General features: G+C 37.2%; 24 protein-coding genes and 1 tRNA gene. 8 read left to right on the forward strand and 17 right to left on the reverse strand.

All coding sequences use genetic code 11. The features are described 5' to 3' along the window. The first annotated feature begins 108 nt into the window (after window positions 1-108). From LDB17_RS00365 to LDB17_RS00375, 3 genes are read left to right on the forward strand one after another with little or no spacing between them, the layout of a single operon-like run. The gene (locus LDB17_RS00365; protein ID WP_252638250.1) at window positions 109-480 is read left to right on the forward strand and encodes a polymer-forming cytoskeletal protein; all 372 of its coding nucleotides are present in this window, start codon (window positions 109-111) and stop codon (window positions 478-480) included. 52 nt (window positions 481-532) lie between these two features. Continuing rightward, entirely contained in the window at window positions 533-1,555 is a 1,023-nt protein-coding gene (locus LDB17_RS00370; protein WP_252638251.1) for a ParM/StbA family protein, read from the forward strand. Between the two features lie 36 nt (window positions 1,556-1,591). Beyond that, window positions 1,592-2,158 carry a polymer-forming cytoskeletal protein gene (locus tag LDB17_RS00375; RefSeq protein ID WP_252638252.1) on the forward strand — a complete coding sequence of 189 codons (567 nt, stop codon included), beginning with the start codon at window positions 1,592-1,594 and terminating at the stop codon, window positions 2,156-2,158. Window positions 2,159-2,279: 121 nt separating this feature from the next. Here the strand turns inward: LDB17_RS00375 and LDB17_RS00380 are convergent, their stop codons facing one another. From LDB17_RS00380 to LDB17_RS00410, 7 genes are all read right to left on the reverse strand, one after another. After that, entirely contained in the window at window positions 2,280-3,470 is a 1,191-nt protein-coding gene (locus LDB17_RS00380) for a DUF1735 and LamG domain-containing protein (RefSeq protein ID WP_252638253.1), read from the reverse strand. Window positions 3,471-3,494: 24 nt separating this feature from the next. Continuing rightward, a complete protein-coding gene (locus tag LDB17_RS00385; protein WP_252638254.1) occupies window positions 3,495-4,478 on the reverse strand; it encodes a glycoside hydrolase family 18 in 984 nt (327 codons plus the stop codon). Between the two features lie 17 nt (window positions 4,479-4,495). Further along, window positions 4,496-6,079, reverse strand: a complete 1,584-nt coding sequence (locus LDB17_RS00390) for a RagB/SusD family nutrient uptake outer membrane protein (protein ID WP_252638255.1) — start codon at window positions 6,077-6,079, stop codon at window positions 4,496-4,498. 11 nt (window positions 6,080-6,090) lie between these two features. After that, on the reverse strand, window positions 6,091-9,420 hold the full coding sequence (locus tag LDB17_RS00395) for a SusC/RagA family TonB-linked outer membrane protein (RefSeq protein WP_252638256.1): 3,330 nt from the start codon (window positions 9,418-9,420) through the stop codon (window positions 6,091-6,093). 220 nt (window positions 9,421-9,640) lie between these two features. After that, window positions 9,641-10,651, reverse strand: coding sequence for a FecR family protein (locus tag LDB17_RS00400; RefSeq protein ID WP_252638257.1), 1,011 nt, complete (start codon window positions 10,649-10,651; stop codon window positions 9,641-9,643). Between the two features lie 47 nt (window positions 10,652-10,698). Next, on the reverse strand, window positions 10,699-11,253 hold the full coding sequence (locus tag LDB17_RS00405; protein ID WP_252638258.1) for an RNA polymerase sigma-70 factor: 555 nt from the start codon (window positions 11,251-11,253) through the stop codon (window positions 10,699-10,701). A 228-nt stretch (window positions 11,254-11,481) separates the two neighbouring features. Beyond that, window positions 11,482-11,554, reverse strand: a tRNA-Lys gene (locus LDB17_RS00410). A 146-nt stretch (window positions 11,555-11,700) separates the two neighbouring features. Here LDB17_RS00410 and queC point away from each other — a divergent pair. Next, window positions 11,701-12,357: a 7-cyano-7-deazaguanine synthase QueC gene (gene queC / locus LDB17_RS00415; RefSeq protein WP_252638259.1), complete on the forward strand. Its 657-nt coding sequence runs from the start codon at window positions 11,701-11,703 to the stop codon at window positions 12,355-12,357. 1 nt (window position 12,358) lies between these two features. Continuing rightward, on the forward strand, window positions 12,359-12,826 hold the full coding sequence (queF, locus tag LDB17_RS00420) for a preQ(1) synthase (protein WP_252638260.1): 468 nt from the start codon (window positions 12,359-12,361) through the stop codon (window positions 12,824-12,826). Between the two features lie 34 nt (window positions 12,827-12,860). On the opposite strand, the gene LDB17_RS00425 is transcribed toward queF, so the two are convergent. Beyond that, window positions 12,861-14,234, reverse strand: a complete 1,374-nt coding sequence (locus tag LDB17_RS00425) for an MATE family efflux transporter (RefSeq protein ID WP_252638261.1) — start codon at window positions 14,232-14,234, stop codon at window positions 12,861-12,863. Window positions 14,235-14,243: 9 nt separating this feature from the next. Beyond that, window positions 14,244-15,563, reverse strand: coding sequence for a YihY/virulence factor BrkB family protein (locus LDB17_RS00430; protein WP_252638262.1), 1,320 nt, complete (start codon window positions 15,561-15,563; stop codon window positions 14,244-14,246). A 289-nt stretch (window positions 15,564-15,852) separates the two neighbouring features. On the opposite strand from LDB17_RS00430, the gene dnaG reads away from it, so the two are divergent. Continuing rightward, window positions 15,853-17,853: a DNA primase gene (gene dnaG / locus LDB17_RS00435; RefSeq protein WP_252638263.1), complete on the forward strand. Its 2,001-nt coding sequence runs from the start codon at window positions 15,853-15,855 to the stop codon at window positions 17,851-17,853. Window positions 17,854-17,977: 124 nt separating this feature from the next. Here the strand turns inward: dnaG and LDB17_RS00440 are convergent, their stop codons facing one another. Beyond that, window positions 17,978-18,259, reverse strand: coding sequence for a hypothetical protein (locus LDB17_RS00440; protein ID WP_252638264.1), 282 nt, complete (start codon window positions 18,257-18,259; stop codon window positions 17,978-17,980). Between the two features lie 415 nt (window positions 18,260-18,674). Here LDB17_RS00440 and LDB17_RS00445 point away from each other — a divergent pair, with 415 nt between their 5' ends. Next, window positions 18,675-19,484: a metallophosphoesterase gene (locus tag LDB17_RS00445; RefSeq protein WP_252638265.1), complete on the forward strand. Its 810-nt coding sequence runs from the start codon at window positions 18,675-18,677 to the stop codon at window positions 19,482-19,484. After that, window positions 19,465-20,106, forward strand: coding sequence for a hypothetical protein (locus tag LDB17_RS00450; RefSeq protein WP_252638266.1), 642 nt, complete (start codon window positions 19,465-19,467; stop codon window positions 20,104-20,106). The genes LDB17_RS00445 and LDB17_RS00450 overlap by 20 nt, the downstream gene beginning before the upstream one ends. Before the next feature lie 3 nt (window positions 20,107-20,109). Here LDB17_RS00450 and LDB17_RS00455 read toward each other — a convergent pair whose 3' ends face one another. The 7 genes from LDB17_RS00455 to LDB17_RS00485 form a co-directional block, all read right to left on the reverse strand. After that, window positions 20,110-21,174 carry a M48 family metallopeptidase gene (locus LDB17_RS00455; protein ID WP_252638267.1) on the reverse strand — a complete coding sequence of 355 codons (1,065 nt, stop codon included), beginning with the start codon at window positions 21,172-21,174 and terminating at the stop codon, window positions 20,110-20,112. 113 nt (window positions 21,175-21,287) lie between these two features. Next, window positions 21,288-23,378, reverse strand: a complete 2,091-nt coding sequence (locus LDB17_RS00460; protein WP_252638268.1) for a dipeptidyl peptidase 3 — start codon at window positions 23,376-23,378, stop codon at window positions 21,288-21,290. A 189-nt stretch (window positions 23,379-23,567) separates the two neighbouring features. Then, window positions 23,568-24,194 carry a hypothetical protein gene (locus LDB17_RS00465; RefSeq protein WP_252638269.1) on the reverse strand — a complete coding sequence of 209 codons (627 nt, stop codon included), beginning with the start codon at window positions 24,192-24,194 and terminating at the stop codon, window positions 23,568-23,570. A 169-nt stretch (window positions 24,195-24,363) separates the two neighbouring features. Then, window positions 24,364-25,485 carry a universal stress protein gene (locus tag LDB17_RS00470; RefSeq protein WP_006844563.1) on the reverse strand — a complete coding sequence of 374 codons (1,122 nt, stop codon included), beginning with the start codon at window positions 25,483-25,485 and terminating at the stop codon, window positions 24,364-24,366. A gap of 145 nt (window positions 25,486-25,630) precedes the next feature. Further along, complete coding sequence (locus LDB17_RS00475) at window positions 25,631-25,885, reverse strand: DNA-binding protein (RefSeq protein ID WP_135103488.1); 255 nt, start codon at window positions 25,883-25,885, stop codon at window positions 25,631-25,633. Window positions 25,886-25,963: 78 nt separating this feature from the next. After that, window positions 25,964-26,659: a phosphatase PAP2 family protein gene (locus LDB17_RS00480; RefSeq protein WP_393924825.1), complete on the reverse strand. Its 696-nt coding sequence runs from the start codon at window positions 26,657-26,659 to the stop codon at window positions 25,964-25,966. Between the two features lie 44 nt (window positions 26,660-26,703). Next, window positions 26,704-26,909, reverse strand: a 206-nt coding sequence (locus LDB17_RS00485) for an SH3 domain-containing protein (protein WP_393924826.1), incomplete at its 5' end; no start/stop codon positions are given.

Genomic DNA, 26,909 nt, shown 5'->3' on the forward strand with positions numbered 1-26,909 from the left:
GATTAATATTACTTTTCATATATATTTGTAAACAACAATTCGTTTTTAAGGAATTGCCCGGATTTCTGTACAAATGTGACTATATAAATATTGTTAACGTAATTGACTATGGCTAAAAAGGAGGATTTTAGGCAAGACTCGTTTGATCTTTCCTCTCAAACGCCTACAATAATCTGTAAAAGTTTTGTGCTCTATGGATCTGTAGAAGAAACGCATCACATACGCGTGGAAGGGACTATAGTAGGAGATATAAAACAGGCTCATACTGTTGTAATTGGTACAACAGGCATAGTTCGAGGAAATATTCATGCAAAAAATCTAGTTGTATTCGGTCGTATTGAAGGTAATATATGCGTAACCGAATCTATCTCCATAAAAAGTACGGGTAGAATAGTGGGCAAACTTAATGCGCAAATATTCGCATTAGAGCATGGCGCAACATACGAAGGACTCATCGCTATGAAACCTCTTCTTTCATAAAATAAAGTTTATTTATCCCCATAATTATTAACGAATCTAATATTTTATCGCTATGGTTTATGAAATCCAATCTTTTCCCAGCTTAGTTGAAAACAATAATACAAATCTGTCACAAACAGCGAAGGATTTGCTTCACGGCTTGAAAATTCAACATAATAATAAATGGTATATCTGCGGAGACCTTGCCCTGAATGAAGGTCAATCTCCTCATAAGTTAATAAACTCATCACCGGATGATATAGACTATCAGATATTAGCTAAAGCAGCTATGCTGTTAGTAGAAAATCAAGTGGAGCAACCGATAACAATCACCACAGGTTTTCCTTATTCTACTTATTATATTTATAAAGACAAAGCCATAGAATTTTTCCAACGCACTCATATGCTCGATTGTGACATTTCAACACATAATGCAGGGAATAAGAAAAGAGTAATATTAGAAGTACAGAAGGTTGAAGTGATTCCTGAAATTGTAGGATGTACAATCGGAATACGCAAGGGTGAACCTCAGGTTTCGGGAAATTTTTTTGTATTCAGTTGTGGATTTGGAACATTTGAATCTATCCTCAGTACAGATTCGGGTATTATTGAGCAAACAATGATCAGTACGCATGGAATTCGTTATGCTGTAAATCTGATGATAAATGAACTGAAGAGCAAATATTATTTGGAGCTTAGAAATACACATCAAATTGATGAGGCATTCAAACGCGGATATATTTTCTTGAATCGTCAAAATATTGATTTAAGAGAAATACGTAAAAGTGTTATTCAAACATATTATCAAGAAGTAATATCTCCAAACTTGCGTAGTGTTATCAATGACTCTAACCTGGTTAAGGCTAACCGTATATACATGTGTGGAGGTGCTATGTATTATGAAGAACTTATCGATTGCTTTAAGGAAGAATTCGGCAAATTCACAGAAATAACAGTTTTAGATAATCCTGAAACATTAGCAAGTAGAGGCTATGCAATTAACTCGTTACGTGTAGGACATGGCAAATTTAAATCATCAGTAGGTATCGATATAGGAAATGCCACTACTGTAGTAGCTAACTTTTCGGGAGAATAAATAATAGTATAGAATATTACTTTATAAAGATCAGGAATGTTTCTCTTTAAGCGAAAAATTGATGAACTTGAGCCTCAACCTGCTAGAATCGTAGAATTGGGACGAGACGTAATTGTATTAGGCTCACTATACCTAACCGAGGGACAAGAGAAAAATTTCTATGTAGACGATACGCTTACTGTTGACATTAATGCTCACATTGTCGGTAGTGTAACGGCCGCAGGTTGCATCATTGACGGCAAAGTGACAGGTAATATAATTTGTGCAGAGAGTTTAGAACTTGGCCCGACAGCAGTTATAGAAGGTACAATTACAGCCAAGGCAGCTGTCATAAATGCGGGTTGCGTTGTTAATGGTGAAGTTGTGTTAGATCCTCTACTGGAAGTTCCTATATTAAGTATAAAGATTACAGAAGCAAAAAATTATCTTGAAAAAGAAGGAAGAACGATTTCTGTAGATTCTTTCTCCAAAGTAGAAGAAGAAATTCCCCAAAAGGATTCAAAAGCTTTCAACAACCCACCAAATAAAGAGCAAAAAAGCCCGATAATTCAAGACAAAAAGATTGAAACAAAGCCAATAAGTGAAAGTGATAATTGGTGGTAATAACACTAATTTATGAGAAAAATATCATAGAGGCTTCAGCACTAAGGGCGAAGATAAAAGAAATCCGGCAAAAGAATATATTTGCCGGATTTTTTGTGTACTTATATAAAATAAAGATTACTTACTCAGGACACCTTACATGATCCATAAACTTCAGCGTATAAGCTGCCATTGCATCATAGCCATTCCCTGTCAGATCGGTTACTTTTTTATCGTCAGCACCATTGAATCTCCAGTATGCAACTAATCCCGGAGTAGTAGGATCAACATAACACATATTGTTTATTAGATCGGCCGGAGATAATGCTTTTTTCCAAACACGCATTTCGCTCACCGCCCCATCAATTCCTCGTCCTTTGGCAGAGCGCCCAATCATAAACATAGGGTCACCATATACATGCGTCAGGTCTAAAGCTGTAACGCCTGCGATATTTCCGCTCGACTCCAACTCTCCGTTCACATACATTCGTACATTTCCACCTTCGAAAACAGCTGCTATATGGAACCATTTCTCTGTCGAAAACTCGGTTTTACTTGCAATACCCGGTTTGGCTATCTGCAATTGGTTCGGCTTGATAGATGTATCTCCAAATCGGAGAAGGAAGTTTTCTTCTAGTCCCATTACACTACTGATATATGGATTATATGATTGAAATTTATTGACATATATCCGTGTCTCATAAGTTACAGCAGGCAAAGCGGTTAGACTTACATCATTGTTTTTAGAGAAATCTACTTGCAAATAATTACTTGTCAAAACAGCAGCCTTCGTAACTATTGTTTGATTAATAACGAAATAGATTGTTGCTGATGATCGCAGAATACTCATCCCTAAATTATTACTAACGATACTTACCGGCAAAACATAAGTAACACCTTCTTCAAACTTAGAGAGGTCACTTATAGACAACTTCATCGGAGTAGAAACACTTGCCCCTGACTTTATCAATACCTGATTGCTGTTCAGGTTTAAACTTTCTTTATTTGTATCATTGGTATCAATTTCTGGTCTTGACAGTTTATAACTACCCTCAGGAAGAGGCTTATAATTTTTCATAAACCGATTGTTATATGAATCAATTAAAGATAAATCTGCCTTCAAATCGACAATCATATCCTTAGCCATTTTGTCTGAAGACGAGACATTAAATGCTATTTCAGATGCAGCTAGTTCGGGGTCTACAGTAAACAGTCTGGAAACAGAGTTTTCTACACCTGACATATAAATAACATCCCGATAGTCTTCATTGTCTTTACATCCCATTAGTATGATGGCGCAAAGACTTAGAATTATAATATTATTTAGTTTCATGTATTTTCTATTAATGTTTAACAATCATTTTTTTGCCGGATTCATTATCTGAATAGCTTGCCTCAAATATTTATAATCAGGAGTATGTTTATATTCGTTTTCCATATGATAAGTACCCACACCACCTTTTCGTTGATATTTATCATCTACCTTAGGATTGAAGCGAGCCATGGCCTCAAGAGAAGGTACAACGAATTCTTTCCCATCGGCAGTTGTGACTACTGCGTTCGGTTTTCCCCCTGTACTCCACCACTTTTCGAAGTCTTCTGTAAAAATATATTTATCGGCAGGCCACCCTTTGGCTAAGGCATTATTAAAGCGATATTGCAAATCCCATTCGCCTGAAGAATCATAAGCTTGCACAATTCCATAATTAAAACACTCCACTATTTCGGGGTGTACAGCATAAGGCACGCCATCTATGAGCAGTAGTTTACCTGTTCCGGATTTAGGTCCAAAATACTTGCTGAGAGCCAACACAAAATCTTTCATCAAAGCATTGTTATGCCCTACAAGAGGACCTACGCCACCAAACCCGGGTTCATAGTCGAGGTCTAGTCCGTCATAATTGTATTTATACATCGTATCAGCAAGAGCTTTTGCGTACTTTCCTACACCCTCTGTTGTTGCTTCAAATGGCTCCGGCACTTCGTGCGCAAATATTGTGTATGTAACTTTTGTGCCTAATACATTTTGCACATATGCCAAATCAGCTTTTTGCGCATCTGTAATATCCCAATATTTGCCCCATATGGATACAATGTCCACGCTGTCGGGTATCGAGACTAATCTTGTGCCCATAGACGATGTTTCTGTATTCCAACCGCCAAACCACCCGAAAGCCACAGCATGGTCGGATTCTTTGTAAGCTCTCAACTGTTTATAATATTCTTCACTTTTGGGCTCGACCTGCCCTACGATTTTGTTTTCCGGATCTACTTCATCTAAACACGAAGACAGAGAAAAAAACAAAAAACAGATTAACAGTATATTTGATAATGTTTTCATATCATTCATATTTTTAATTATTTAGCATCCCACCACAATTTAGTTCCTCCCGTATCAGGTCCATTAAGTAAGCCGATAGCCTTATCTACTTCTTCCCTATTTTTGTTGTATTCCTCTTGAGGAAACACGATTCTTCTGATCTGAACTGTGGTATTGATCTGACCACTGCTGCGATTATATATAATAGGAAATATCTTTGGGTATCCGGTACGCCTGAATTCAGACCAAGCTTCTTGCCCTTCGGGAAACATTGCTATCCATTTTTGAGTAATGATTCTTTCCAGTTTCGTTTCAAAAGAATCGCTTTCGTTCCATGCTACTGTAATTGTTGATCTGGCTGCTATACTGTAATATCCTACCATATCCTGAAATCTGATCGGCTTATCAGTAGAGTTTGTCAAATAGGCATCTATTCCGCTTACTCCATATTGAGTGAAAGATGCACGCACCCCTTGCTCATAGAAATCTTTTGCCGAACCGCCCATATTCCAACCTCTTATAGCGCCCTCTGCCCGCAAAAAATAAGCTTCTGCTGCGGTCATCCATAACACTGGTGTATTTTTTCTAACATTAGGCGCAGACATTTTTTCATACGGAGCCTTATCGAATATATATAATCCGTTTCTAACGCCATGATAAGCTCCATCAATTGCTGCCGGTTGGAAAAGAGAAGGCAAACGAGGATCTTTTAATCCATTCAGATAAGAGTCCATTGACGCTCCCATTCTTGTATCTGCATAAGAGTTCCATACGGTTTCCAGCGGATGATAAACAGCATGCCCCCCGTATGATTTCAGTTGTGCAATATCTGAAACATCAGACAATAAGCCATACTTCTGATTTGCAGCCTCTTCGGCATGCAGCTTTGCTAATTCCGGCTCCACATAACTAATCCGTATAGCCAATCGTAATCGAAGCGTATTTCCTAACTTCAACCATTTCAGAGCATCTCCGCCGTATATCATATCGTATTTCACCAAAGGCTTATCCCCTTTAGTATTTACATCCACAAAATCGGATAGTTCTTTTGTGGCTTCCTTCAGCTCTTTCAGGAATTCTTTATATACAACTTCCTGACTATCGTAAGGGGTTGTCAATCCTCCTGTTCCGAACTTGGTGTAAGGAATAGGCCCATAGTTGTCTACCAGCCTGTGCATCCCCATTACCTTCACGATGGTAGCCATAGCCAAATATACTTTGTCTTTTGTTTTACCAATAATCTTCGCATAAGGTCCCATCACTTTGGTATAACCATTTGCAAACCCCACATCGTTCCATTTATCAAAATATAGATTATATGTACCGTTGTGACTTGATGAGTTCCAAGTGCCGATATGAGCCATATAGCCGGAGAAAATATCACCGGTCAGATTTTGAGCACGCTGATAGTCGTTAGCATCGACATCCGATGTAGGTATTACATCTTTAAGCATGGCATTGAAGTGACCTCCTACAAAAAGACCATCTTTGCTCATGTCATCTTCTGTAGCTGCATATTCATTTACGTTATCTTCAAGACAGGAGACAAAAGAATAAGATACTATCACTGCAAACAAAGACATGAAGAGTAGCTTAAATATTTTAGATATATTATTTTTCATTATTCATTGCTTTAAAATTGAACCTTAACTCCAAATCCTATATTTCTGAGACTTGGTTGCATAAAATAATCCAGTCCCTGAAAATAAGTTCCCGTAGAAGCAGTCAATTCAGGATCGAATGGTGCCTTATTATATATCATCCATAAGTTTCGTCCAATCAAAGAGAGAGACAAAGAGCTTATTTTATGATTGAACCATTTAGAAGGGAGTGTATACGTAAGAGATGCTTCGCGAAGCCTTACATTCGTCATACTATATACATACTCGGACAAGACTCCTGTTGTTCCTCCGGCTGCAACAGCATAATATGCCTCGGCATCCATTCGTTTGCCGTTCACCAATACACCGCCATTATCGCGTGCTATAGCCGAAGCTTTAGAAACTCCATGCCTATCCAGTAAGGCTTGAGTTGCCGACACACCGATTCCACCTATTCGAGCATCTACAAGGAAGTTCAGATCAAAACCTTTGTAAGAAATCGTATTATTCCATCCAAAATTGTATCGAGGCGCAACAGATCCGGCTTTCACCCAATTGTTAGGATCACTGTTTATCGCTCCTGTAGATGGGTCTACTTTTATATTCCCTTTAGAATCTTTTTCTAGCGTCGAAACATAAATATCACCTAACGTTCCGCCTTCCGTAAGTCGCATACGATATGTTCCTGTAGAGCTCATGTCTATACCATCTTCGGCTAGGATGGGAGTTCCGGTAGTTGGGTCGAGAGTTCCTTTAGGAATAAGCGTTTTTATTTTATTTCTATTCAGTGTAAAATTCACACTGGTAGAATAACTGACAGGTCCGAAATTGTCGCTAAAGCCTAAAGAAGCTTCAATACCCCAGTTATTTACTTTTCCGGCATTGATATAATAGTCGGAATATATTGAGCTTGGAGCTGCTTCAAAATGGAACAACTGATTGTAAGTATCTGTATTGTAATATGTGAGATCGAGATTAATCCTATTACCCCAAAATTTCATATTAGCACCAGCTTCATACGCCTTTGTGCGTTCGGCTTTCAGATTGGAGAATGGCATCGCCGTCTCTGTTTTCAAATTACCATCATTCAACTCGTATGAAGCTTTCGTGATGAAACGTGGTGGCGGGTTACCCACTTCCGAATATGAAAATCTCAGTTTGAAAAAAGAGATTTGAGCTTTATGCATGTCAAACATATCGCTTAAAATCCCGGAAACTCCAACCGATGGGTAAAATACCCCTGTACCACTAGTACCTTTTAAGGTAGAAGTCCAGTCGTTTCTAGCTGTAAGATCTAAAAACACCAAGCTTTTCCAACCCAACTGAGCTGTGGCAAAAACAGCGTGTGTATTGTCTTTGAACCCACTTTGGTTTACTTTTGTCTGAGGATCATTCTTATTTATATTTTCTTCAGAGAAGCGATTGGGAACAAGACCTAAATGTCCTTCATAGCTATTAAGTCTTTGGTCGTACTCAAAGTAACTTGTACCTAAAGCAGCGGTCAGACTGAAATCGCCAAATCGCTTATCGGCTGTAGCTAAGAAGTCAAGATATAATTGTTTGTCTGTCATTCTTTGGTTCATATAGTTTCCTGTTTCGGATGCAAAGAGCAAATCAGAGGATGCATGAATTTTTCTTTCGAATGTATTTTCCATATTATCCATTCTCGCACGTCCCGACAGATTAAGCCAATCCAAAGCTTTATATTTTAGTGCGCTATATAAGATGTAGCGGTCTCTTTTGTTCTCGAACAACTTTCTGTTAACAGTCCAATATGGATTTTCAATACCTAAACCCTGATTGCCATATTTTGAAGGCCAATTTTGAGTCTTAAAATTGCGGACATCGTTGAACGTCTCATATATTTTATAGTTATCGATATCATCGCCTCTCGGAAATAGATAAATAGGTAGCAGTGGGTTATGATATTGTCCTTGAGTCATCATATTTCTGTTATCTTCATTTATATAAGATACGGAGAAGTCAAACTCAAGTTTATCTTTTATAATATCAGCAGTGTTACGTACTGTAAGGTTGTAGCGGTTCAACTTATTATTTGGTATGATTCCCCTCGAGTTTGTGGATGCGAAAGATACGTATGTAGTGTTTGTTTCTCCTCCAAAGGAGGCTGTCAGTGAGTTTGTCTCCACATATCCTGTCTGAAAGAAATCTTTAGGATCATACGAAGGCATGTCGGGAGTTTTCTTAGCCCCCCAGCTTTGAAAGCTTTGGTCTCTTGAGCCGTATGTATCTTGGAACTCAGGCATAACAAATGGTTTTAAGAAAATAGAGTTATTCGCATAATTAATTCTCAATCCCTTTTGTCCCTTTTTGGTCGTAATTAGTATTACACCATTTGCCCCTTGGTTTCCATATAAAGCTGCAGCGGCAGGACCACTAAGTACCGATAGGCTTTCAATATCTTCGGGGTTTATATTGGCAAAAGCATCGCGATCTCCACCATCAGGTGATTCGAATATATTTTCGGGTTGTTCACCTCTTATATCATACAATGGCACTCCATCTACAACATACAACGCATTGTTGTTACCCATAATTGACTTCGTCCCACGCATAACTACTCTGGCCGAACCGCCAATACCCGATGCACTCTGATTTATCTGCATACCTGCAACTTTACCGACCAGACTATTTATAAAGTTCGCATCTTTAACAACCGTCAATTCTGTACCTTTAAGTTCCTGAACATTATACGTCAACACTTTCGCTTCTCTTTTGATTCCTAAAGCAGTAACTACAACTTCATCGAGAGCAACGTTATCTTCTTTCATTACCACGTTATATGTCATGTCTCCTTTAGCAATAAGCTTTATAGTGAGGTAGCTGATGTAAGAAAACTCGATTTCATCACCTTCGTTTGCTGTAATGGAATAATTCCCTTTGGTATCTGTCAAGGTTCCTATAGTAGTTCCTTTTACCGAGACTGCTACTCCAATCAAAGGTTCTCCGGCTTCATCTTTTACATTGCCTTTGATGGTTACTGTTTTTTGTTGGAGCGACCTTGTCGGGTTATTCGTGTTGGCAGAAGACAAATAAATAACTTTATCTTCAACCTTATATGTCACACCTTTTCCTGCTAATGATTTGTTCAAAACCTCTTCAATACTCGCATTATGTAATTCTAATGGACCGACTTTTATATCCCCAATTTTGTCTTCATAAAAAAACTGATGGTCCGATTGTGATTTGATAATATTAATTATATCTGAAAACTTACCTCCTTTTTGGTTTATGTTTATTTGTGCATTGGCTACAATACAAAAACATAGCAAAAAGAAGAAGACACTCATTGAATGAGTAAAATATTTCCTTGGAGAATAGGAATTGCTTCTTTTCTTCATTTAGTTGTTGTTTTTCGTTAATAAAAATAAGGTTAACGTTACCGTCTTGTATTTGTAAATAGGTTGGGAAGCCTGCCCCGATTGGTTCTATTTCATAATAATTAGATTTTAGTTCTACAATAATATTTTTCTATTTAATAGTAAAACATGCTGGAAGCAAAAAACACTTAGTCCAATTTAGGGCTAAGTGTCTTTTTTGATATTCATTAACAATACAACGCTATTGATTGGGTAATATTCGAATACTTCTACCAGTATATTCATATTTGAATGGTATTGTATTTGTGAGAGAGTTCAAAACGGAATCTATACTATCACGTTTCTTTATAACACCTGAATATTTAGATCGGATATTTAAGCTAGGATCCAAGTATATTTTAACTTCATATAGTGACTCTAAAGTTTCTCTGATATCTAGAAGCGTCGCATTTTCGAAAGTTATCAGATCATTATGCCATAAAACATCAAGAACGGCATTGGTTTCGTATACTTTTAGCCGATGGTCGGTATGATTTATTTCAGCTTTTTGCCCGGGAGATAATGTTACATGCCCTTCATTATTATTGCCTTTTACTTCAATCTCACCATTTACAAGAGTTACTGAAGAGATATTAGACATATTGGAACTCTTTATATTAAATGAAGTTCCTAAAACTCGCACATTAAAAGCTTCACTTTCGACATAAAATGGAGATTTTTTATTTTTTGTTACCTCAAAATAAGCTTCGCCGGTAAGATATACTCTTCTTTCTTCTTCACCTTCAAATGTAGGCGGATAACTAATCGTTGAATTTTGGTTTAGCCAAATCTTTGTTCCATCTTCTAAGATAACCTCCTTTGCTTTAACTCCGTCATTTTGTACTGACAGCAAACCTGTTCTACCCATTTTCTTATTGTCGTGAAGATACAAATATCCAAATCCGATTGCTGAAAATAGCACCACAATACATGCAGCAATTTTAACGAAAGAAAAATTAAATTTCTTCTTTACAGGCATATCTGTTTGTGGAACATCGGATATCCTTTTTAATAGGCGATCTTTTTCGCATTCCAAGTATCCATCGGATAAAGAGTCATCCCATTCTATAGAATTGTAAAGCGATTCTAGATCAAAAAGATATTTCTTATTATTTTCATCTTCACCGATCCATTTTAAGATAGCTTCGTACTCTGCATCTGAAGCCGTTTTATTAAGGTATCCTAATATAATCCTTTTATCAATTGTACTCATTTATTTATTTTATGATATACTTAAAACAGTTATATAGAACAACATACTTAGTTAAAGAAGCATAAAACGAGAATAAGCCTCAACAAATATGATAATCTCGCCTTCAACAACTTTCGGGATTGATACAGATGAGCCTCTACTGTTCGTAAAGAGATAGCTAAAGTTTCTGCAATTTCTTTATTTTTCAGTCCATAGATATAGCTTAATTTAAATACACTCTTCGACTGAGGCGGCAGGGTATCAATTGCGCTATCTATTTTCTCTTTCAATTCTGCATTTTCTATATTCTTCCAAACATCGATGTTTTCAGGAGAAAAATATTTCAGCTTTTCATTATATATCTCAATTTTGGCAGAAGAATATTTATTGATAACCGCAATATGTTTGAGCCTATTGATAGATTTTGTATACACAAATCGATACAATAGCGAAGAAATATGCTCTCCTACTTCGATTTCCTTTCTTCGTTCCCACAATTCTACAAAGGCATCCTGCACAATATCTTCGGCATTATCTGTACCTACAATAGTGGATGCATATTTCACCAATGCCAAATAATACTTATCGAATAAGTCTACATAAACCTGTTTAGATAAATCCATTATTGGAGAATTTGCGCATTAGGATATAAGGTTTTTTTGTACTGAGTTTTTCATCAAGGTACGATTATTCAAAGATTGCGGGTAAAATTAATAATATTTATAAGCATTCCAAAATAATTGAAAATACATAAACATAATCTTTGATAATCTTACGTTAATTCAAAAGCTAACTAAACATAAAAAAAGCTTGTAAACTTTTGATTTACAAGCTTCATCCTCAGTAAAATGTGACCCCGGAGGGGCTCGAACCCTCGACCCATTGATTAAGAGTCAATTGCTCTACCAGCTGAGCTACGGAGTCGTTTGGTGAGTGCAAAAGTATAATAATTATTCTTTTTAAGAAAATATTTTCGGAAAGAATCTTTTAAAATCCTTACTTTTGTAGCCGAAGAGAGATTTCTCCTCCGTGTATCTTAGGATTAACCACGTAAAAAACAAAGTTATAGAATGAATAAAACAGAATCAGCGTTGGTCTTGTTTTCGGGTGGACAAGATTCAACAACATGCCTCTACTGGGCATTAGAAAATTTCGCATCCATTCGTACGCTGTGTTTTACCTACGGGCAACGTCACTCTAAAGAGGTAGAAGTAGCAAAGGCTATTGCCGAAAAAGCGAATGTGCCGTTCCAACTGCTGGACGCATCTATTATTAGCCAACTATCCGTCAACTCTTTGACAAACGATATTGTTATGGATCAGGAAAAACCGGCAGACTCTTATCCAAATACGTTTGTACCGGGACGTAATCTATTATTCCTTACTTTTGCGGCTGTCATTGCCCGCTCGCACGGTATACGCCACATTGTAACAGGAGTATCAGAAGCCGATTACAGTGGTTACCCCGACTGCAGAGACACTTTCATACTTTCAGCGAATGCTTCTATTAATCTGGCAATGGACGAACATTTCCAAATACATACGCCATTGATGTGGAGAGATAAAACTGCTGTATGGCAATTAGCTGACGAACTGGGTGTTTTCGATATCATTCGTACTCAAACCCTGACCTGCTACAACGGTATCATTGCCGATGGTTGCGGACACTGCCCTTCATGCAAATTGCGCAAACAAGGATTACACAACTATCTAAAGACAAAACTATAATATGACAATAGAAGGACTTAGCCATTTAGGTGGAAAAACCGAATATAAAGATAATTATGCTCCTGATGTATTAGAAGCCTTCGAAAACAAACATCAGGGAAATGACTATTGGGTAACATTCAATTGCCCGGAGTTTACAAGTCTGTGCCCTATTACCGGGCAACCCGATTTTGCAACAATACACATCAACTACATACCTGATGTGAAAATGGTAGAAAGCAAGAGTCTTAAGTTATACTTATTTAGCTTTCGTAACCATGGAGCATTCCATGAAGACTGTGTAAATATTATGATGAAAGACCTTATTAAGCTGATGAATCCGAAGTATATTGAAGTGGTAGGAATATTTACGCCACGTGGAGGCATTAGTATTTATCCGTTTTGCAACTATGGACGTCCGGGTACGAAGTTTGAGCGACTAGCAGAAGAGCGTCTGATAAATCATAACCCACAGCAAATATATAAATAGTTAAGAGGCTTTAAAGCCTCTTTTTTTATTCTGATTATGCAATCTTAGGTCTTCGTTTTTGTACTCTTTTATAGACTACCGTAAACCAAACAGGCAGTATTATGCCTTTACATATCGTAGATATAGCGATTGCCCACCACACCCCAACAATCCCCATTTGCGAAGCCAGATAATAAGCCAAAGGGATGCGTAGCGCATTGAATGTGATACTTATCACGGCAGGCTCTACTGTACGGCCAATACCATTAAACATACCTTGTGTAGTCAGCTCAAACATCATAAAAATCTGCACTAAACCCATTACAAACAAATATTCGGCTCCGGCTCGCATAGCATTCTCTTCAGGAACAATAATTCCAAAAATTTGAGCACCAAACAAAATAAATGCAATACTGACAAAAATTCCTAACGTAAACATAACACGTATCGTATAGATATATGCCTTTTTACCTCTTTCCAATTTATTGGCAGCATAGTTCTGAGCAACAAAAGCACTCAACGCCGTAGAAAAACCCTGTGATGTATTCCACGTAACTGCCTCTATCTGTCCTCCCGTTGTCTGAGCCATCATCCCTAGATGCCCTCCATGAATAGAAGCAACACGTGCCAAGTTCATATTAATGATGGCATACAATGAATTCATTATTGAAACAGGCGTTCCTAGAAAAATTATGCGTTTAAGATAAATGCCTTTCGGCTTAATAAAGAAGGAGAAATTGCCTAAAATACGATTACCATATTTAATCTGATAAAAGAACAAAGAAAACACAAACAATTGTGCAGCAACTGTACCAATAGCGGCACCGTGCAATCCCATCCCCATACCAAACATCAATATAGGGTCGAGTATCATATTTAACACGAGCCCGGCTGCATTATTTTTGAAAGGAACAGTACTTCGCCCTGCTCCATTGTATATCCCTGCGAAATTATAGGACAAGAACTGAAACGGAAGACTAATAGTGAGTATTCGTAAATAAAGCACCGCATCGGCTGTAATATCAGCAGATAATTTGAAAAAAGACAAGATAGGATTAGCAAATATAAAGAGTGTAGATACCCATACCACGCTAAGCACAATAGAGGTAGTTGTAGAATGTGAGGCGTATATAGCTGCACGTTTCATTTTCTTCGCACCTATCGATTGACCGACTGCTACCTCCGATCCGATCATAGCCAGATATGCGACCGATGAAGTCAACCACAACAACATCCCTATAGCACCAATTGCAGCTTCCGATTTGGTTGCTATTTCGGGATGAGATACAGTCCCCAGCCTGCCAACCCACGACATAGCCATGAGCGTGTAAGCCATCTGTAAAAAGCTTGTACCCATCAGCGGCAGAGCCAAGCGTATTAAGGTAGAGAATATTTTTCCCTCGGTAAGATTATGAATACCTGATTTCACGTGTATGAATTATAAATTTTTGAGCAGTTTGTCCCCATTTTCGCTATCCGAAAGCTCTTTAATTTCTAAAATAGTCTCCCACTCTTTCCTGAATTTTACATTTGTATCAATCACAAAATCCTCTGAACCATACATCTCTATTTTCTCAAACAGATAACTTACGGTAATATGATTGATATCCAAAGCAGGTATAAAAGCGGGTACTAATGCGTTTTGAGATGGAGTCTCTACAATAAGACCGATATCCTGCAAATAAAAAAGAGTATCACTAGTCAATTTTGTCGGGATTTTATATTGCTCCGAAAGTTCATCAGCAGTGTAAGGCATATCGCCTTTTTCAAACCGCTTAACGATCAAAGTCATTATTAGTAATGCAACAAAGTCCTTATAGCGACGACTTATTTTAGAAGTTTCGTGCTCGAAACTAAACTTATTTACATTCTGATAAGCAAAAGAAAGCTGCACACCAAACAAAACAAAAAACCATGTCAGTTGCAACCATAGCAACAGCAAAGGCAAAGCGGCAAAACTACCATATATCGCATTGTATTTAGATATCCATATCTGACCACCGATATACAGCATTTGGAATACCTGAAAACATATACCCGTAAACACACCGCCTAATAAGGCACTGGTAAACTTAACCTTCGTATTTGGGATGTAAATATAGAGTATTGTAAAGAGTAATATAGTAATAAAAAAAGGAACAACTTTCATAAAAGGACCAATAACCAGTCCCAGTATATACTGTTGCTCAGCTGTAGTGCTCAAAAGAATATTAACCCCGGCATTGCATATAAGAAAAACAGGCGCAATAATGATAAGAGCCAGATAGTCCGTGAACATCCGAAAATAGGTACGTCCTTTTTTTATCTGCCATATTTTATTGAAGTTATCTTCTATGTTCGAAAGCAGATTGATTACAGTATACAATAACAAGATGACGCCGACGCCCAAGAAAATCCCACCCTGAGCATACTCAATTGATTTGTCGATAAAAGCTGTCGCTTTATTCAAGATCTCTTCTTGTCCTGCAAAATAGCTAAAGAGTTGAGTCTTTACAATATTCTGAAAACCAAACCCACGAGCTATGGCAAACAATACAGCCAGCATGGGGACGATAGACAGTAAGGTACTGTATGTCAATGCTGATGCACGTGTAAAAAGTTGCTCTCCATCAATATTCCTGATAGCGAGGATAAAAGACTTAATAATATCGTACAATCCCATTTTACGAGACGATCTCTCGCGTTTGTTTATCCGCCAGATATCATACGTAAGAAATCGAATTATTCTTTTTACAAACTCTTTTATTCTTTCAATCATACAAGATTTTTATCCGAAATATCTACAAATATAGCTTGTTCTTTATAAGTAAACATACTTGATAGATAGAATCTTAAAAAATAGTAACAAATATATCTACAAATAAGATCAATCTTCATTGCTAAAATTTGTAAAAAATCTCTACACTATACCAATAACCTAATCATAAGAGACACTGTGTAGAATATTCACGAAAGAGGAAGACCGATAAGTATAATTTAACTTTGGCATAGAAATATAAAATATCTATACTGGGATATTTTTATTACTTTCGTGTTAGTAAATAAAAATGATAGATCAAGCCACCATAGACCGTATAATAGATGCTGCACAAGTAGTGGATGTAGTATCTCAGTTTGTTACGCTCAAGCGTAGAGGTATAAACTATGTAGGGCTGTGTCCGTTCCACGAAGACAGAACTCCGTCATTCTACGTTTCTCCATCCAAGAATATATGTAAATGCTTTGCTTGTGGCGAAGGAGGAACCGCTGTTCACTTCATTATGAAGCATGAGCAGCTCTCTTATTTCGATGCACTACGTTATCTCGCAAAGAAGTATAACATCGAAATACAAGAGCGGGAGTTAACCGATGAGCAGAAGCAAGCTTACAACGAGCGTGAAAGCCTATTTATATTAAATGACTTTGCCCGAAATCATTTTGTAAAAACTCTGCATGAACATATCGAGGGTAAATCTGTAGGTCTAAGCTATTTTAAAGAAAGAGGATTCCGTGAAGATATTATACAGAAATTCCAACTCGGATACAGTCTCGAACAAAGAGACAGCCTCACACAGGAAGCTATAAGAAATGGCTATAAAGAAGAATTTCTTGTAAAAACAGGTCTCACTATAAAAAGTGAGAGTAACGGCGCTCTTATCGATCGTTTTCGGGGGCGAGTTATATTTCCCGTACACACGTTATCGGGGAAAGTTGTTGCTTTTGGAGGACGTATTCTAAAGAAGGCAGAGAACACAGGAAAATATGTAAATTCTCCCGAGAGTGAGATATACCACAAGGGCAGCGAACTATATGGAATATATTTTGCAAAACAAGCTATCACCAAAGCCGACTGCTGCTATCTGGTAGAGGGATACACCGACGTGATATCGATGCATCAGGCGGGTATAGAAAATGTAGTTGCATCATCAGGAACAGCACTTACTCACGGACAAATCAGGCTCATTCATCGCTTTACAGAATATGTAACTATACTCTACGATGGTGATGCTGCCGGTATAAAAGCGGCGCTGAGAGGGATAGACCTCTTGCTTGAAGAAGGAATGAAAATAAAGGTGGTACTCCTTCCTGATGGTGAAGACCCCGATTCATTTGCACGCAAACAAAATGCAGAGTCGCTGACAAAATATGTACAGGAACATGAAGTGGATTTCATACGCTTCAAAACACAATTACTATTAGATGATGCAGGCAATGACCCTATAAAGCGAGCAACCCTCATCTCCGACATAGTCAGTAGCATTGCGGTTATCCCCGACAATATTATACGCAGTGTATATATAAAAGATTGCAGTATACTACTGAATATAGACGAACGGATACTTATTCAGGAAGTAAATAAGAAAAGGCTTGCTCACCTAGAGAAGGCTCCTCAGCCGAAGATAGATCCTGAGCTATCGGCAATCAACGTTGACCTCTCACAGTCTGAAGCGCATAGAGGAAAACCCGTTGTAAAAAAGACTAACATTGATAAGTTTGAGTTAGCGATTCTCTACTTTATTGTCCGGTATGGAATGGAAATATTGATCGAAGGTGGAGAAAACAATCCTGCAACAGGCGATATGCCCACAACCGTAATAGATTGGGTAAAATTTGACTTGCAAAGAGATGGTTTTTGGTTTACAAATCCTCTGTATAAAACAATATTGGAAGATGCAATAGAACACTCGGCAAATGAATATTTCAACCCAAGTCGTTACTTTTTGGCGCATACAGACGCACATATAAGCAAAATTGCAGCCGAGCTGGTAAGCGACAGGTATCAATTGAGTAAGCTGCATATAAAACAATTCGGTGAGAATCTTAAAAAGGAAGACACCCCTCTTGCCGAAGAAAAGCATCTCTGGAAAAACGTTCCTCGTGCAGTCACCGAGTTAAAAGATGCTCATATATCTAAGCAGATGAAGGAGATCAAAGAAGATCTGGAAAAGAGACAAAAGGAGAAAGACTGGGACGGAGCTATTATCCTTATGCAAAAGCTTAAGGAAATGGACGAAATAAAAAAGATTCTGGCAAAAGAATTAGGCGAAAGAATTATTCTACGATGGTAAGTCGCGGTTGAAGTATTTATTGCCGTACCTCATCTTCACATCTCAATGCCTTTAGAAAAGGAAATGCTTAGTCACATATCTATATAAAATACGACAATAACTCTTCGCGGGGACTTAGAGTACCTTATCCTTCATCCTCGACTATAAACCAGCGCGTACTATCTTTTTCTCTTGTAGCAGCTTGTCCCGGTTGCAAATCAGGGAGTTTCTTCAATATCGGTTCCATTTCCAATATCTCGTCTACCGATACCAGATAAGCATCCTCTTCGTCATCAACTTCATCATCACCAAACAACTGCCAGTCTCCGTCCTCATCGTAGAGAACGAAAGTTATCGGAGAGCCGTTTGTTAGTACATAACTGGTTGTGAGTACCGATTTGTTTTTTTGTTCTTCTTTTAGCTTCATTGTTATATATTTTGAAAATAAAGGTAAGCATTATTTAATTAGACAAGGCCTGATTAACTCTCCTATTTATAAGCCTTAACAAAGAAGCCTTTTACACATATACATAAACTACTTATTCACAGGGGCGAAATAAAATTTCTGAGCCATTACCTTCCGCTTCTTTATTGTTTTTATCACGTCCCTATTTTGCTCTTGGAGATTGGTTTCTATCGATGACGATACAACTCTGAATATTTTTCGCAAGTAATCACTAAGCATCATTTATTAGAGAATGGTTGACACGAAGAATCAAGGATAGATAAGGACTTTTCGTTAAAACATCCTTAAAAAAGCTCAATAAAATTGCACAGGCCTTCGCTTCTTTTCCTAATTATATTTATTGGCAGTACTCTTGTACCTCCAAATAATAAGTCAAATGAAAAAATCGATAGGAATATTACTGCTTGGTATTTTATGTATATTTCAGTCATGCGAGATGATCGAATATCATCCGTACGATGGTCGCATTTCAGGGAAAACAGATATCAACAAAAAGAATATAGCGCGAATAGAGGAAACTTGTAGAAACAAAGAAAGAATACGGTTTGCGATGATTGGCGATACCCAACGATGGTATGACGAAACAGAGGCTTTTGTGAATACACTAAATAAAAGAAACGATATAGATTTCGTTATTCACGGAGGAGACGTATCAGATTTTGGGCTTACCAAAGAATTTCTATGGCAACGGGATATTCTAAACAAACTGAAAGTACCTTATGTAGTCTTATTGGGAAATCACGATTGCCTCGCAAATGGAATAGAAGTCTTTAGAAAGGTTTTTGGAGAAGAAAATTTCTCTTTCATTGCCGGAAGGACGAAATTTGTATGTTTAAACACCAATGCCTTGGAATTTGATTATTCGCTCCCTGTACCCGACTTTCAATTTATAGAACAAGAAATAAAAGACAAGAAGGATGAATACGATAAAACAGTAATGGCAATGCATGTCCGTCCTTTTTCAGAACAGTTCAACAATAATATAGCCAATGTATTTCAACGTTATATAAAAGAATTTCCGAATCTTCAATTTTGCCTCAATGCTCACGATCACAACATAGCAGTAGACGATCTCTTCGATGATGGAATAATCTATTATGGCACCCCCAATATAGCTAAAAAGAAATATTTACTATTCACATTAAATTCAGATAACACCTATGACTATGAAGTGGTCGCTTATTAAATATATATCTTTTTTATCACTCATCCTATTATTTAACCTATCCGGCTATTCTCAGAATGGCTACGAAAAACGTGTAGAAAAATATCAGAATCAGTGGGCCAATCTCATTCCTACACATATAAAATTTCAGTATGCAGGCGGGATGGGACTTATATCCATAGGAACTGGATGGGATTATGGAAAAAACAATCAATGGGAGACGGATGTGTTCTTTGGATTTCTTCCTAAATACTCAACAAAAGAAAATAAGGTAACTTTTACCTTGAAGCAAAACTTTATTCCCTGGACAAAGCCAATAGGGACAAAAGGATTCTATATCGATCCGCTAGCCTGTGGCTTGTATATCAACACTATTCTTAACGGCGATTTTTGGATAAGTGAACCCGACAAATATCCAAACGATTACTATTCGTTCTCTACAAAGATGCGGTTTAATGTCTATATAGGACAAAGGCTTACGTATAAGATTCCACACGAAAAGCGTTTTTTTGCTAAGTCTGTTACGGCCTTTTACGAACTAAGTACAAATGACTTATATCTTGCAAGTGCTTTTACGAACAAGTACCTTAAACCAAAAGACTATTTAAGATTATCGTTTGGTTTGAAGCTCCAATTCTTTTAAAAATCAATATTGGTCTTTTACAAACTTGTTTTTAGAAGACAGCTTGATCGGATTGTTGGAGAACCAATCTGTAAAGCTTTTCCATTTACTTTCATTCGCCGACTTCCACTGAAGAAATTCGGAAGGATCTCCCTGCATCAATATCCAATAGTTATAGGCTTCAAGGTGTCCGGCATTCATCAACAACTTTTGATAGTCGAGCAGTACATTTGGATATATATTCTCTATATTATTTTTATAGTAGATATTCAAAAAATTAGTGCGAATCGTACTCAATGTAGCCAAATCTAAAGTTTTGACATCCGGAAGAGACAACATAAGAATTGGTTCGTAAATACCACTACCAAAAGAGGATTCCGAATTATTTTTTAAATCTAGTCCTGCATATTTACAAAAACTGACAGACACAGCAGAGTCACTCACAATGGTGATCTCACTTTTATATGTCTCATAGAGCAACTTACTCATCTCAACCGTGCGATGTGTATTACGCTCCAGATTCATAAACAGTTCACCGTAGAGCATCCCCCATACTTCATCTTCTGTATCTAAATATATTTTAGCTGCCCAATAATAATTAGAAGGATATTTAGGATCTGCTGCGATTCCCTTCTCAAAATAAGACAGTGCAGTGTATTTTTCATCTTGAGCCATATACGCATTTCCTAATTCAAAATAAAGAGCACCTGAATCGGGAAACTTCTTTATACCTTCCTCAAAGGTCTTTATTGCACCTTCATTATTTCCTATAGAGTTATAGCAAATACCCAACATCTGGAAAAACGTATCCGAAACATCTTCATTTTCCTGTATCGGTTTCAGAATATTAATAGCCTCTTCATAATTTTCTTCGAGACAATGCGCATAAGCTATTTCGTAAGGATACACAATATTGGCCGGATCAAGCTTTTGAGCTTCCTTAAGCAGAGTGATACTTTCTTCTACTTTTCCACAGTCCATTAATTTTACTGCTTCTATTCCCTTTTGTACCGCAATATCTTTTTTGGACTGCGAAAGCAAGGGAAGAGTTGAAAGAAAGAAGATTGATGATATAATTAAGATTTTCATTTGCGTCTAGTACATGTTTTTTTATGGTGTTTAGCATAGCAAATATATAAATAAAAAAGACCGGAGATATAATTTCCGATCTTTTTTGCATTTATCTTAACGTCTATAAAACATTAATCATTAAATGTTGGCAATGAAGAGAACTCTTTCGAGTATCGAATCATTTGCTCTGCATAACCTTCTTTATAATTAATTTTCACATCTGTAATTTTACCATTGCTATCTTTCACCAATTCGAAAGTCGGGTTTACAAATCCCTTGTAAGGCTTCATATTCAAATTCTTATAACGAGCCAAAACTTCACTATGCAATTTTTGGTCTACCTTGACTGCATAATTTTCTACAATCGCTTTTGCTCCTTTAAAATCGCCTTCCGATTTTATACGTTGAATTTCAGCTAACAGATCCCCAAACAGAGTACGTAATTTATTGTAATCGTTCACTACAACGTATGTTTTTCCGTCTCTCACTTTATATTCGACTACATTGTCTGCTTTTCCTTTTTCATAAACCCATTTAGCGATCAACTGACGATTACGCATGTGTGATTCTTCGATATTCTTACCCGGCTCTATCCGCACCAACTGAGTCATAAGACCGTTCATCATAAACTTATAATACTCTGCTTTGTATGCATCAGCATTCGGTATTATGCCTAGTTCTACAAGCTTAGGATCGGCAAGGAAATAAAGACCGAACAAATCGGCACGGGCTTCTTCTATTGTCGAGCTGAATTCTCCTAATGCATTTGGATCAACCTCCGGCAACAATCTACCCGAGCCATGTCCTAAACATTCGTGAAGGTCGGTATGCAATACGTCTGTTATAAAACCATATTGCTTTACTGAGTTAACTTCATGCTCAGACCACATAAACTCATCATTAAAGCCTGTATGTGCTCCTGCAGCGTCGTAGGCCTCCATTATATTTTCTATTGTCACCGATTTTGACCCATGATCTTTCCGTATCCAATCGGCATTAGGCAGGTTGATACCGATAGGTGTTGCAGGATAACAATCTCCGCCCAGTTGAGCTACTGTAATTACTTTTGCAGATACCCCTTTCACACTTTCTTTTTTGAAACGCTTATCCACCGGAGAATGATCTTCAAACCATTGAGCATTAGTACTGATAACTTCTGTTCGTTTGGTAGCTTCTACATTCTTGAAGTTTACCACCGATTCCCAACTTGCTTTAATTCCGAGCGGATCACCATATACTTCGGTAAAACCATTTACAAAATCAACCTGAGATTTCAGATCTTCTACCCACGCTATCGCATATTCGTCAAATGTCTTTAGGTCTCCTGTTTTGTAATAAGAGATCAACTTAGTGATAACCGCTTTCTGTTGATCATTTTCAGCTACAGTTTCAGCCTTCTCTAGCCATCCTACGATTCGTTCAATGGCAGGAGAATAAAGACCTCCTACTTTCCACACATCTTCTACCAGCTTGTTTCCTTGTTTTACAAGGCGGCTGTTAAGTCCGTATGAAATCGGAGTTTGATCTGTCGTATCTTTCATAGCTCCATAGAAAGCCTGTACTTCTTTCTGAGTGACGCCTTCTCCATAATAGTTATTAGCTGAAGAAAGAATAAGGTCGTTACCTGACTGATTTACTTTCTTAGCCATCACATTCGGATCAAACATGACAGGAGTAATCACTTTTATAAATTCATCTGCACTCACAGATTCATTCCCCGAACGACGGGTTCTTGGAATCAGGTTATCGGGCAAGGCTTTAACCTGTTCGGCAAAAAACTGCTTAGAAAAGCCCGGAAGGAATTTTTCTTCTCCATAGTGGTGATGTATACCGTTAGAGAACCATACACGTTTCAGATAAACCTCAAACTCTTTATAATCGTTCGTATTCTTGTCACCTTTATAATTTTCATATATAGCTTCGAGCACACGGCGGATAGCCAAATTGTACTTATTATTTTGGTCGTAAAGAATATCACGCCCTTCGATAGCTGCCATCGATAGATAGTAGACCAGTTCCTTTTGTTGTAACGAAAGGTTATTGAACCCAGGAACGTAATAACGTAGAATTTGGAGATCGGCAAAGGCATCAACCTCATATTTAAAATCAGCAGGAACAGAGTCTGTCAATGCAGCCTCTCCATGGGATGCTTTTTGCGTTCCTCCACAGCCTGCAAACAACATTGAAAATCCTGTCATAGCAATTAATACTGTTTTTTTCATTGAGTTATATATTTATTGTTCGATAGTCTCATTATATCTATAATCTCAAAAAGGTGACAAAAGTGACACTTTTTTGATTGTTTTTACGTGTTACCTTTTCTCTTGCTCTACACTAGCTTAACCATATCTAGATAATGTTTATTCAAAAAAGTAAACGAATTACAAATATACTATGAAATAGTCTATTCTTTAAACTAAGCTTCTTTTCATTTCAACCAAAGTACTCTTCACTGCTTTTGATGAAGATAAACTTTTTTGTTCTGTTATTAGCATTAAGTCTTCAATGTAAGATTTTGGAATTCTGTAATCTATATTCATAAACGAATTATACAATCTTATATGAGCTCTATAGTCTTCTGATCTTTTTAAGTATTTCTTGATCCTCTCCATATAGAATATTATTCTTCCCGGATAGATAAGTATCAATATTAACAAAGCTTGAATTTTTACAATTAGTCGATCATAATTACTACTCAAAAGAGCTTCTATAAAAGAATAATCTATCTTTTCATTCTTATAAGTTTCGTACATATAACCTGCATAATCAAGAACGGTTAACTTCAGATAATAGCTATAACCTGAGCCAAGATATGATAAGTAATTATTTAAAAGATTAATATCATTTATCTTCAATCGTGCAGCCAAATCTATTAGACTTATCTTTAACCAGTCATCAACAGACCGAATACTTTCTTTCTTAATGAAATCAACAACATATTCTCGTTCCGTATAATTATCTATATCATACAGCTCTATTAAATCCTTTTTTTCTGAAATAAATCCATTTTCCAATATTCCTCTTATCTCCGATTTCATATAGATTATTCAATAATATTATTCTCGTATAGACTTCAAATAAAAACTATTCCTTTGTAGCATTCCAGATTATAAGGCTACATAAGCTCTATTTTAAAAAAGCTATCCGTATCTTTTCAGAGATACGGATAGATATATAAAGTACAACTATATGTCTTATCAAGCCACTCTACCCTCTCAATACAAATAACGGAGTATCTGAGTGGAACAACATCTTGCGGGAGATACTAGGACTAAACATCCGGGCAAATATATTGCGTTTGCTGGTTGTTAGTGCCAATACCTGTATTCCATCATCTTTGATATATTCGTCAAGGCTTTTCAGCATATCGGAAGTATCGATGAGTTTATAATCGAGATTCAAATTTGGATACTGCTTCGAGAAGTACGTTTTAATACCTTGAAGTTTAATTTCGTCCCACTGATCCGATTTCTTCACAGCAATATGAGTCAAAGAGATACGGATATCCTGATAAGGTTGTAATAATTTAGCTAACAAGTCGAACGAAATAAGGTCTCTTTGGCTAAAGTTTGTAAGAAATGCAATGTGTTTCACATCCTTGAAATCCTTAAACGGAGTATTCTCGGGAATAGCTATCAGCGGCACATGTGTCATTTCTATCACTTCGGCTGTTACGCTACCTATCAGGTCGGCATCCTTCTGGTCTTTCCCTCTAGTGCCCATTACGATGATTGATGGCTTATATTCCTTTGTGAATGTTACTATTTCTTCTTCAGGCAAACCTTCTCTAAGCACATAAGAGTAGTTCACTGACGGAAATTCGCCTTCAGATACTTTCTTATCGATGGTATTGCAGAGGCGTTGAATATTTTCTTTTACTTTCTCTATTATGTTTTGAAATTCCTTTTCCTCTTTCCCCTGATAGGCAAAAGCCTCTGCCATAGGAAGGGCAGTAGGATAATAAGGATTGAAATACACATGGAGTATTTTGACCTTTGCACCCAGCTCTCGAGCCAGATTGAAAGCGATACGACAAGCCTTAAGAGAGTAATCGGAGAAGTCCACAGGGATTAAAATCCTTTGTCGTCCATCATCTGTACGATATGTTTCTTCCTCATCGTAGCTAAACAAATGACGACTTTCTACAACACTTAATGCCTTAGGAAGATCAGATTCTTTTATTCGGATACGAACTCCGGCTGATACTCCGGGATTATCAAGATCTACATCATTGATATGTACTTCAATGTTCTCACCTTCCAATACATGTTTTAATATTTGGGCTTTTTCATTTGTATGAATAGCTAGTGTTACTAATTTATCTTCCATAATCGGCATATTTATATAATTTCTTGTACAAATTTTGTAATCGTTTTTTCTCAGTATTGCAAATTATCATGTTTGCAGCTAAAAACGTTCAGATATATTTGAAAAGAGATGAACACTTTCTGGCGTATTCATCTCTCTTATTCTCTTAGGCCTCCCTTGATTCCATCATTTCTAAAGCCATATCCAAAATAGTGGTATCATCAATAGAGACATATCCTCCATCCGGGCCCGGTTCTATATGAATTCCGCAGCTTTGACCTTTTTCGTAACTATATCCGCCAAAGTAGTTCCATACAGTTTCCACCGGGAGTTCTAACTTTTCTGCTATTTGGTGTATACTTCCATCCGGTAAGGTGTCCTTAATCCTTCTTAGCTCTGCAAATCTGATAACTCTAGTCATACTCTCTAAGTTTTAAATGGTAAATGATTAGGAATATGTTCTAAAGTTATAAAATTCTTTTTTGAAAAACAATGGATTTTATGTGGGAATATTAAATACTGCGCTATAAATGGCGATCGAAATCACCAGAACCCAAATCGTGCACATTAGTATCTGAGCCCTAACTTTTGTGTAGACAGGATTTTTCAATTCTTCTTTAGGAACTTTTAAGATATACCTGCGTGAGGTTAAATAAACATAATACATAGAAATACCGACCAATGCACCCCATATTGCACCTCCAACAACGTCGGATACAAAGTGTACACCAAAGTATATTCGGGAGTACCCTGTTATGCATGCCCATAAAAGAACGGTGATTGTATAATATTTATATCTGAAAAGTAGAGATGTAAAAGCGACAATACCAAAACCATTAGCGGCATGATTGGATATAAACCCATACTTTCCTCCCCGGTAATTACGAACAGTGTCTACATAGTTCTGAAAGTCGGGATGATGGGTAGGTCTGAGACGTTCAAAAAAGGGCTTTATTAGAGAAGAAGAGACATAGTCACAAAGCACACCAACCAAAACGGCACATAGTAATAATAGAAGTGCCTCTTTCCATTTTATTTTGTAGACAAAAACACCTATTGCAACGATTGCCAGTGGAAGCCATACAAGCTTGCCGCTATATATCCACATAAAAACATCCCAATAAGAGGTATGCTGATCATTAAGCCACAAAAAGAGATTCCTCTCATAGGGTAAAATTCGTTCTACTAAACTCATTAAAATAATATTCTCATGTAAATATATAAATGGAAGAAAAGGAATCAGATTATTTCCAGTTTATCGCGCTGTATCCAGCCCACTGTACCATTATCTATTTCTACTTCAAGCCAGTTACGATCTTCTTTTATTATCGATACCTTCGTTCCTGCGTGCAATACGGTAAGCTCTTTGCTATTTATATCGGGAGAGCTAACCATAGGAGCCGAAGCAGCCATTACTACCGCTGTGTCCCGGTATTCCAAGCGGC

The organism is Dysgonomonas sp. Shenzhen-Wh21 (assembly GCF_043392705.1).
GTDB lineage: Bacteria > Bacteroidota > Bacteroidia > Bacteroidales > Dysgonomonadaceae > Dysgonomonas.

What these genes read in the sequence shown, in the direction of transcription:
- LDB17_RS00365 (WP_252638250.1), top strand. Translation starts at nt 109, where the DNA reads ATGGCTAAAAAGGAGGATTTTAGGCAAGACTCGTTTGATCTTTCCTCT.
- LDB17_RS00370 (WP_252638251.1), top strand. Translation starts at nt 533, where the DNA reads ATGGTTTATGAAATCCAATCTTTTCCCAGCTTAGTTGAAAACAATAAT.
- LDB17_RS00375 (WP_252638252.1), top strand. Translation starts at nt 1,592, where the DNA reads ATGTTTCTCTTTAAGCGAAAAATTGATGAACTTGAGCCTCAACCTGCT.
- LDB17_RS00380 (WP_252638253.1), bottom strand. Translation starts at nt 3,470, where the DNA reads ATGAAACTAAATAATATTATAATTCTAAGTCTTTGCGCCATCATACTA.
- LDB17_RS00385 (WP_252638254.1), bottom strand. Translation starts at nt 4,478, where the DNA reads ATGAAAACATTATCAAATATACTGTTAATCTGTTTTTTGTTTTTTTCT.
- LDB17_RS00390 (WP_252638255.1), bottom strand. Translation starts at nt 6,079, where the DNA reads ATGAAAAATAATATATCTAAAATATTTAAGCTACTCTTCATGTCTTTG.
- LDB17_RS00395 (WP_252638256.1), bottom strand. Translation starts at nt 9,420, where the DNA reads ATGAAGAAAAGAAGCAATTCCTATTCTCCAAGGAAATATTTTACTCAT.
- LDB17_RS00400 (WP_252638257.1), bottom strand. Translation starts at nt 10,651, where the DNA reads ATGAGTACAATTGATAAAAGGATTATATTAGGATACCTTAATAAAACG.
- LDB17_RS00405 (WP_252638258.1), bottom strand. Translation starts at nt 11,253, where the DNA reads ATGGATTTATCTAAACAGGTTTATGTAGACTTATTCGATAAGTATTAT.
- queC (WP_252638259.1), top strand. Translation starts at nt 11,701, where the DNA reads ATGAATAAAACAGAATCAGCGTTGGTCTTGTTTTCGGGTGGACAAGAT.
- queF (WP_252638260.1), top strand. Translation starts at nt 12,359, where the DNA reads ATGACAATAGAAGGACTTAGCCATTTAGGTGGAAAAACCGAATATAAA.
- LDB17_RS00430 (WP_252638262.1), bottom strand. Translation starts at nt 15,563, where the DNA reads ATGATTGAAAGAATAAAAGAGTTTGTAAAAAGAATAATTCGATTTCTT.
- dnaG (WP_252638263.1), top strand. Translation starts at nt 15,853, where the DNA reads ATGATAGATCAAGCCACCATAGACCGTATAATAGATGCTGCACAAGTA.
- LDB17_RS00440 (WP_252638264.1), bottom strand. Translation starts at nt 18,259, where the DNA reads ATGAAGCTAAAAGAAGAACAAAAAAACAAATCGGTACTCACAACCAGT.
- LDB17_RS00445 (WP_252638265.1), top strand. Translation starts at nt 18,675, where the DNA reads ATGAAAAAATCGATAGGAATATTACTGCTTGGTATTTTATGTATATTT.
- LDB17_RS00450 (WP_252638266.1), top strand. Translation starts at nt 19,465, where the DNA reads ATGAAGTGGTCGCTTATTAAATATATATCTTTTTTATCACTCATCCTA.
- LDB17_RS00455 (WP_252638267.1), bottom strand. Translation starts at nt 21,174, where the DNA reads ATGAAAATCTTAATTATATCATCAATCTTCTTTCTTTCAACTCTTCCC.
- LDB17_RS00460 (WP_252638268.1), bottom strand. Translation starts at nt 23,378, where the DNA reads ATGAAAAAAACAGTATTAATTGCTATGACAGGATTTTCAATGTTGTTT.
- LDB17_RS00465 (WP_252638269.1), bottom strand. Translation starts at nt 24,194, where the DNA reads ATGAAATCGGAGATAAGAGGAATATTGGAAAATGGATTTATTTCAGAA.
- LDB17_RS00470 (WP_006844563.1), bottom strand. Translation starts at nt 25,485, where the DNA reads ATGGAAGATAAATTAGTAACACTAGCTATTCATACAAATGAAAAAGCC.
- LDB17_RS00475 (WP_135103488.1), bottom strand. Translation starts at nt 25,885, where the DNA reads ATGACTAGAGTTATCAGATTTGCAGAGCTAAGAAGGATTAAGGACACC.
- LDB17_RS00480 (WP_393924825.1), bottom strand. Translation starts at nt 26,659, where the DNA reads ATGAGTTTAGTAGAACGAATTTTACCCTATGAGAGGAATCTCTTTTTG.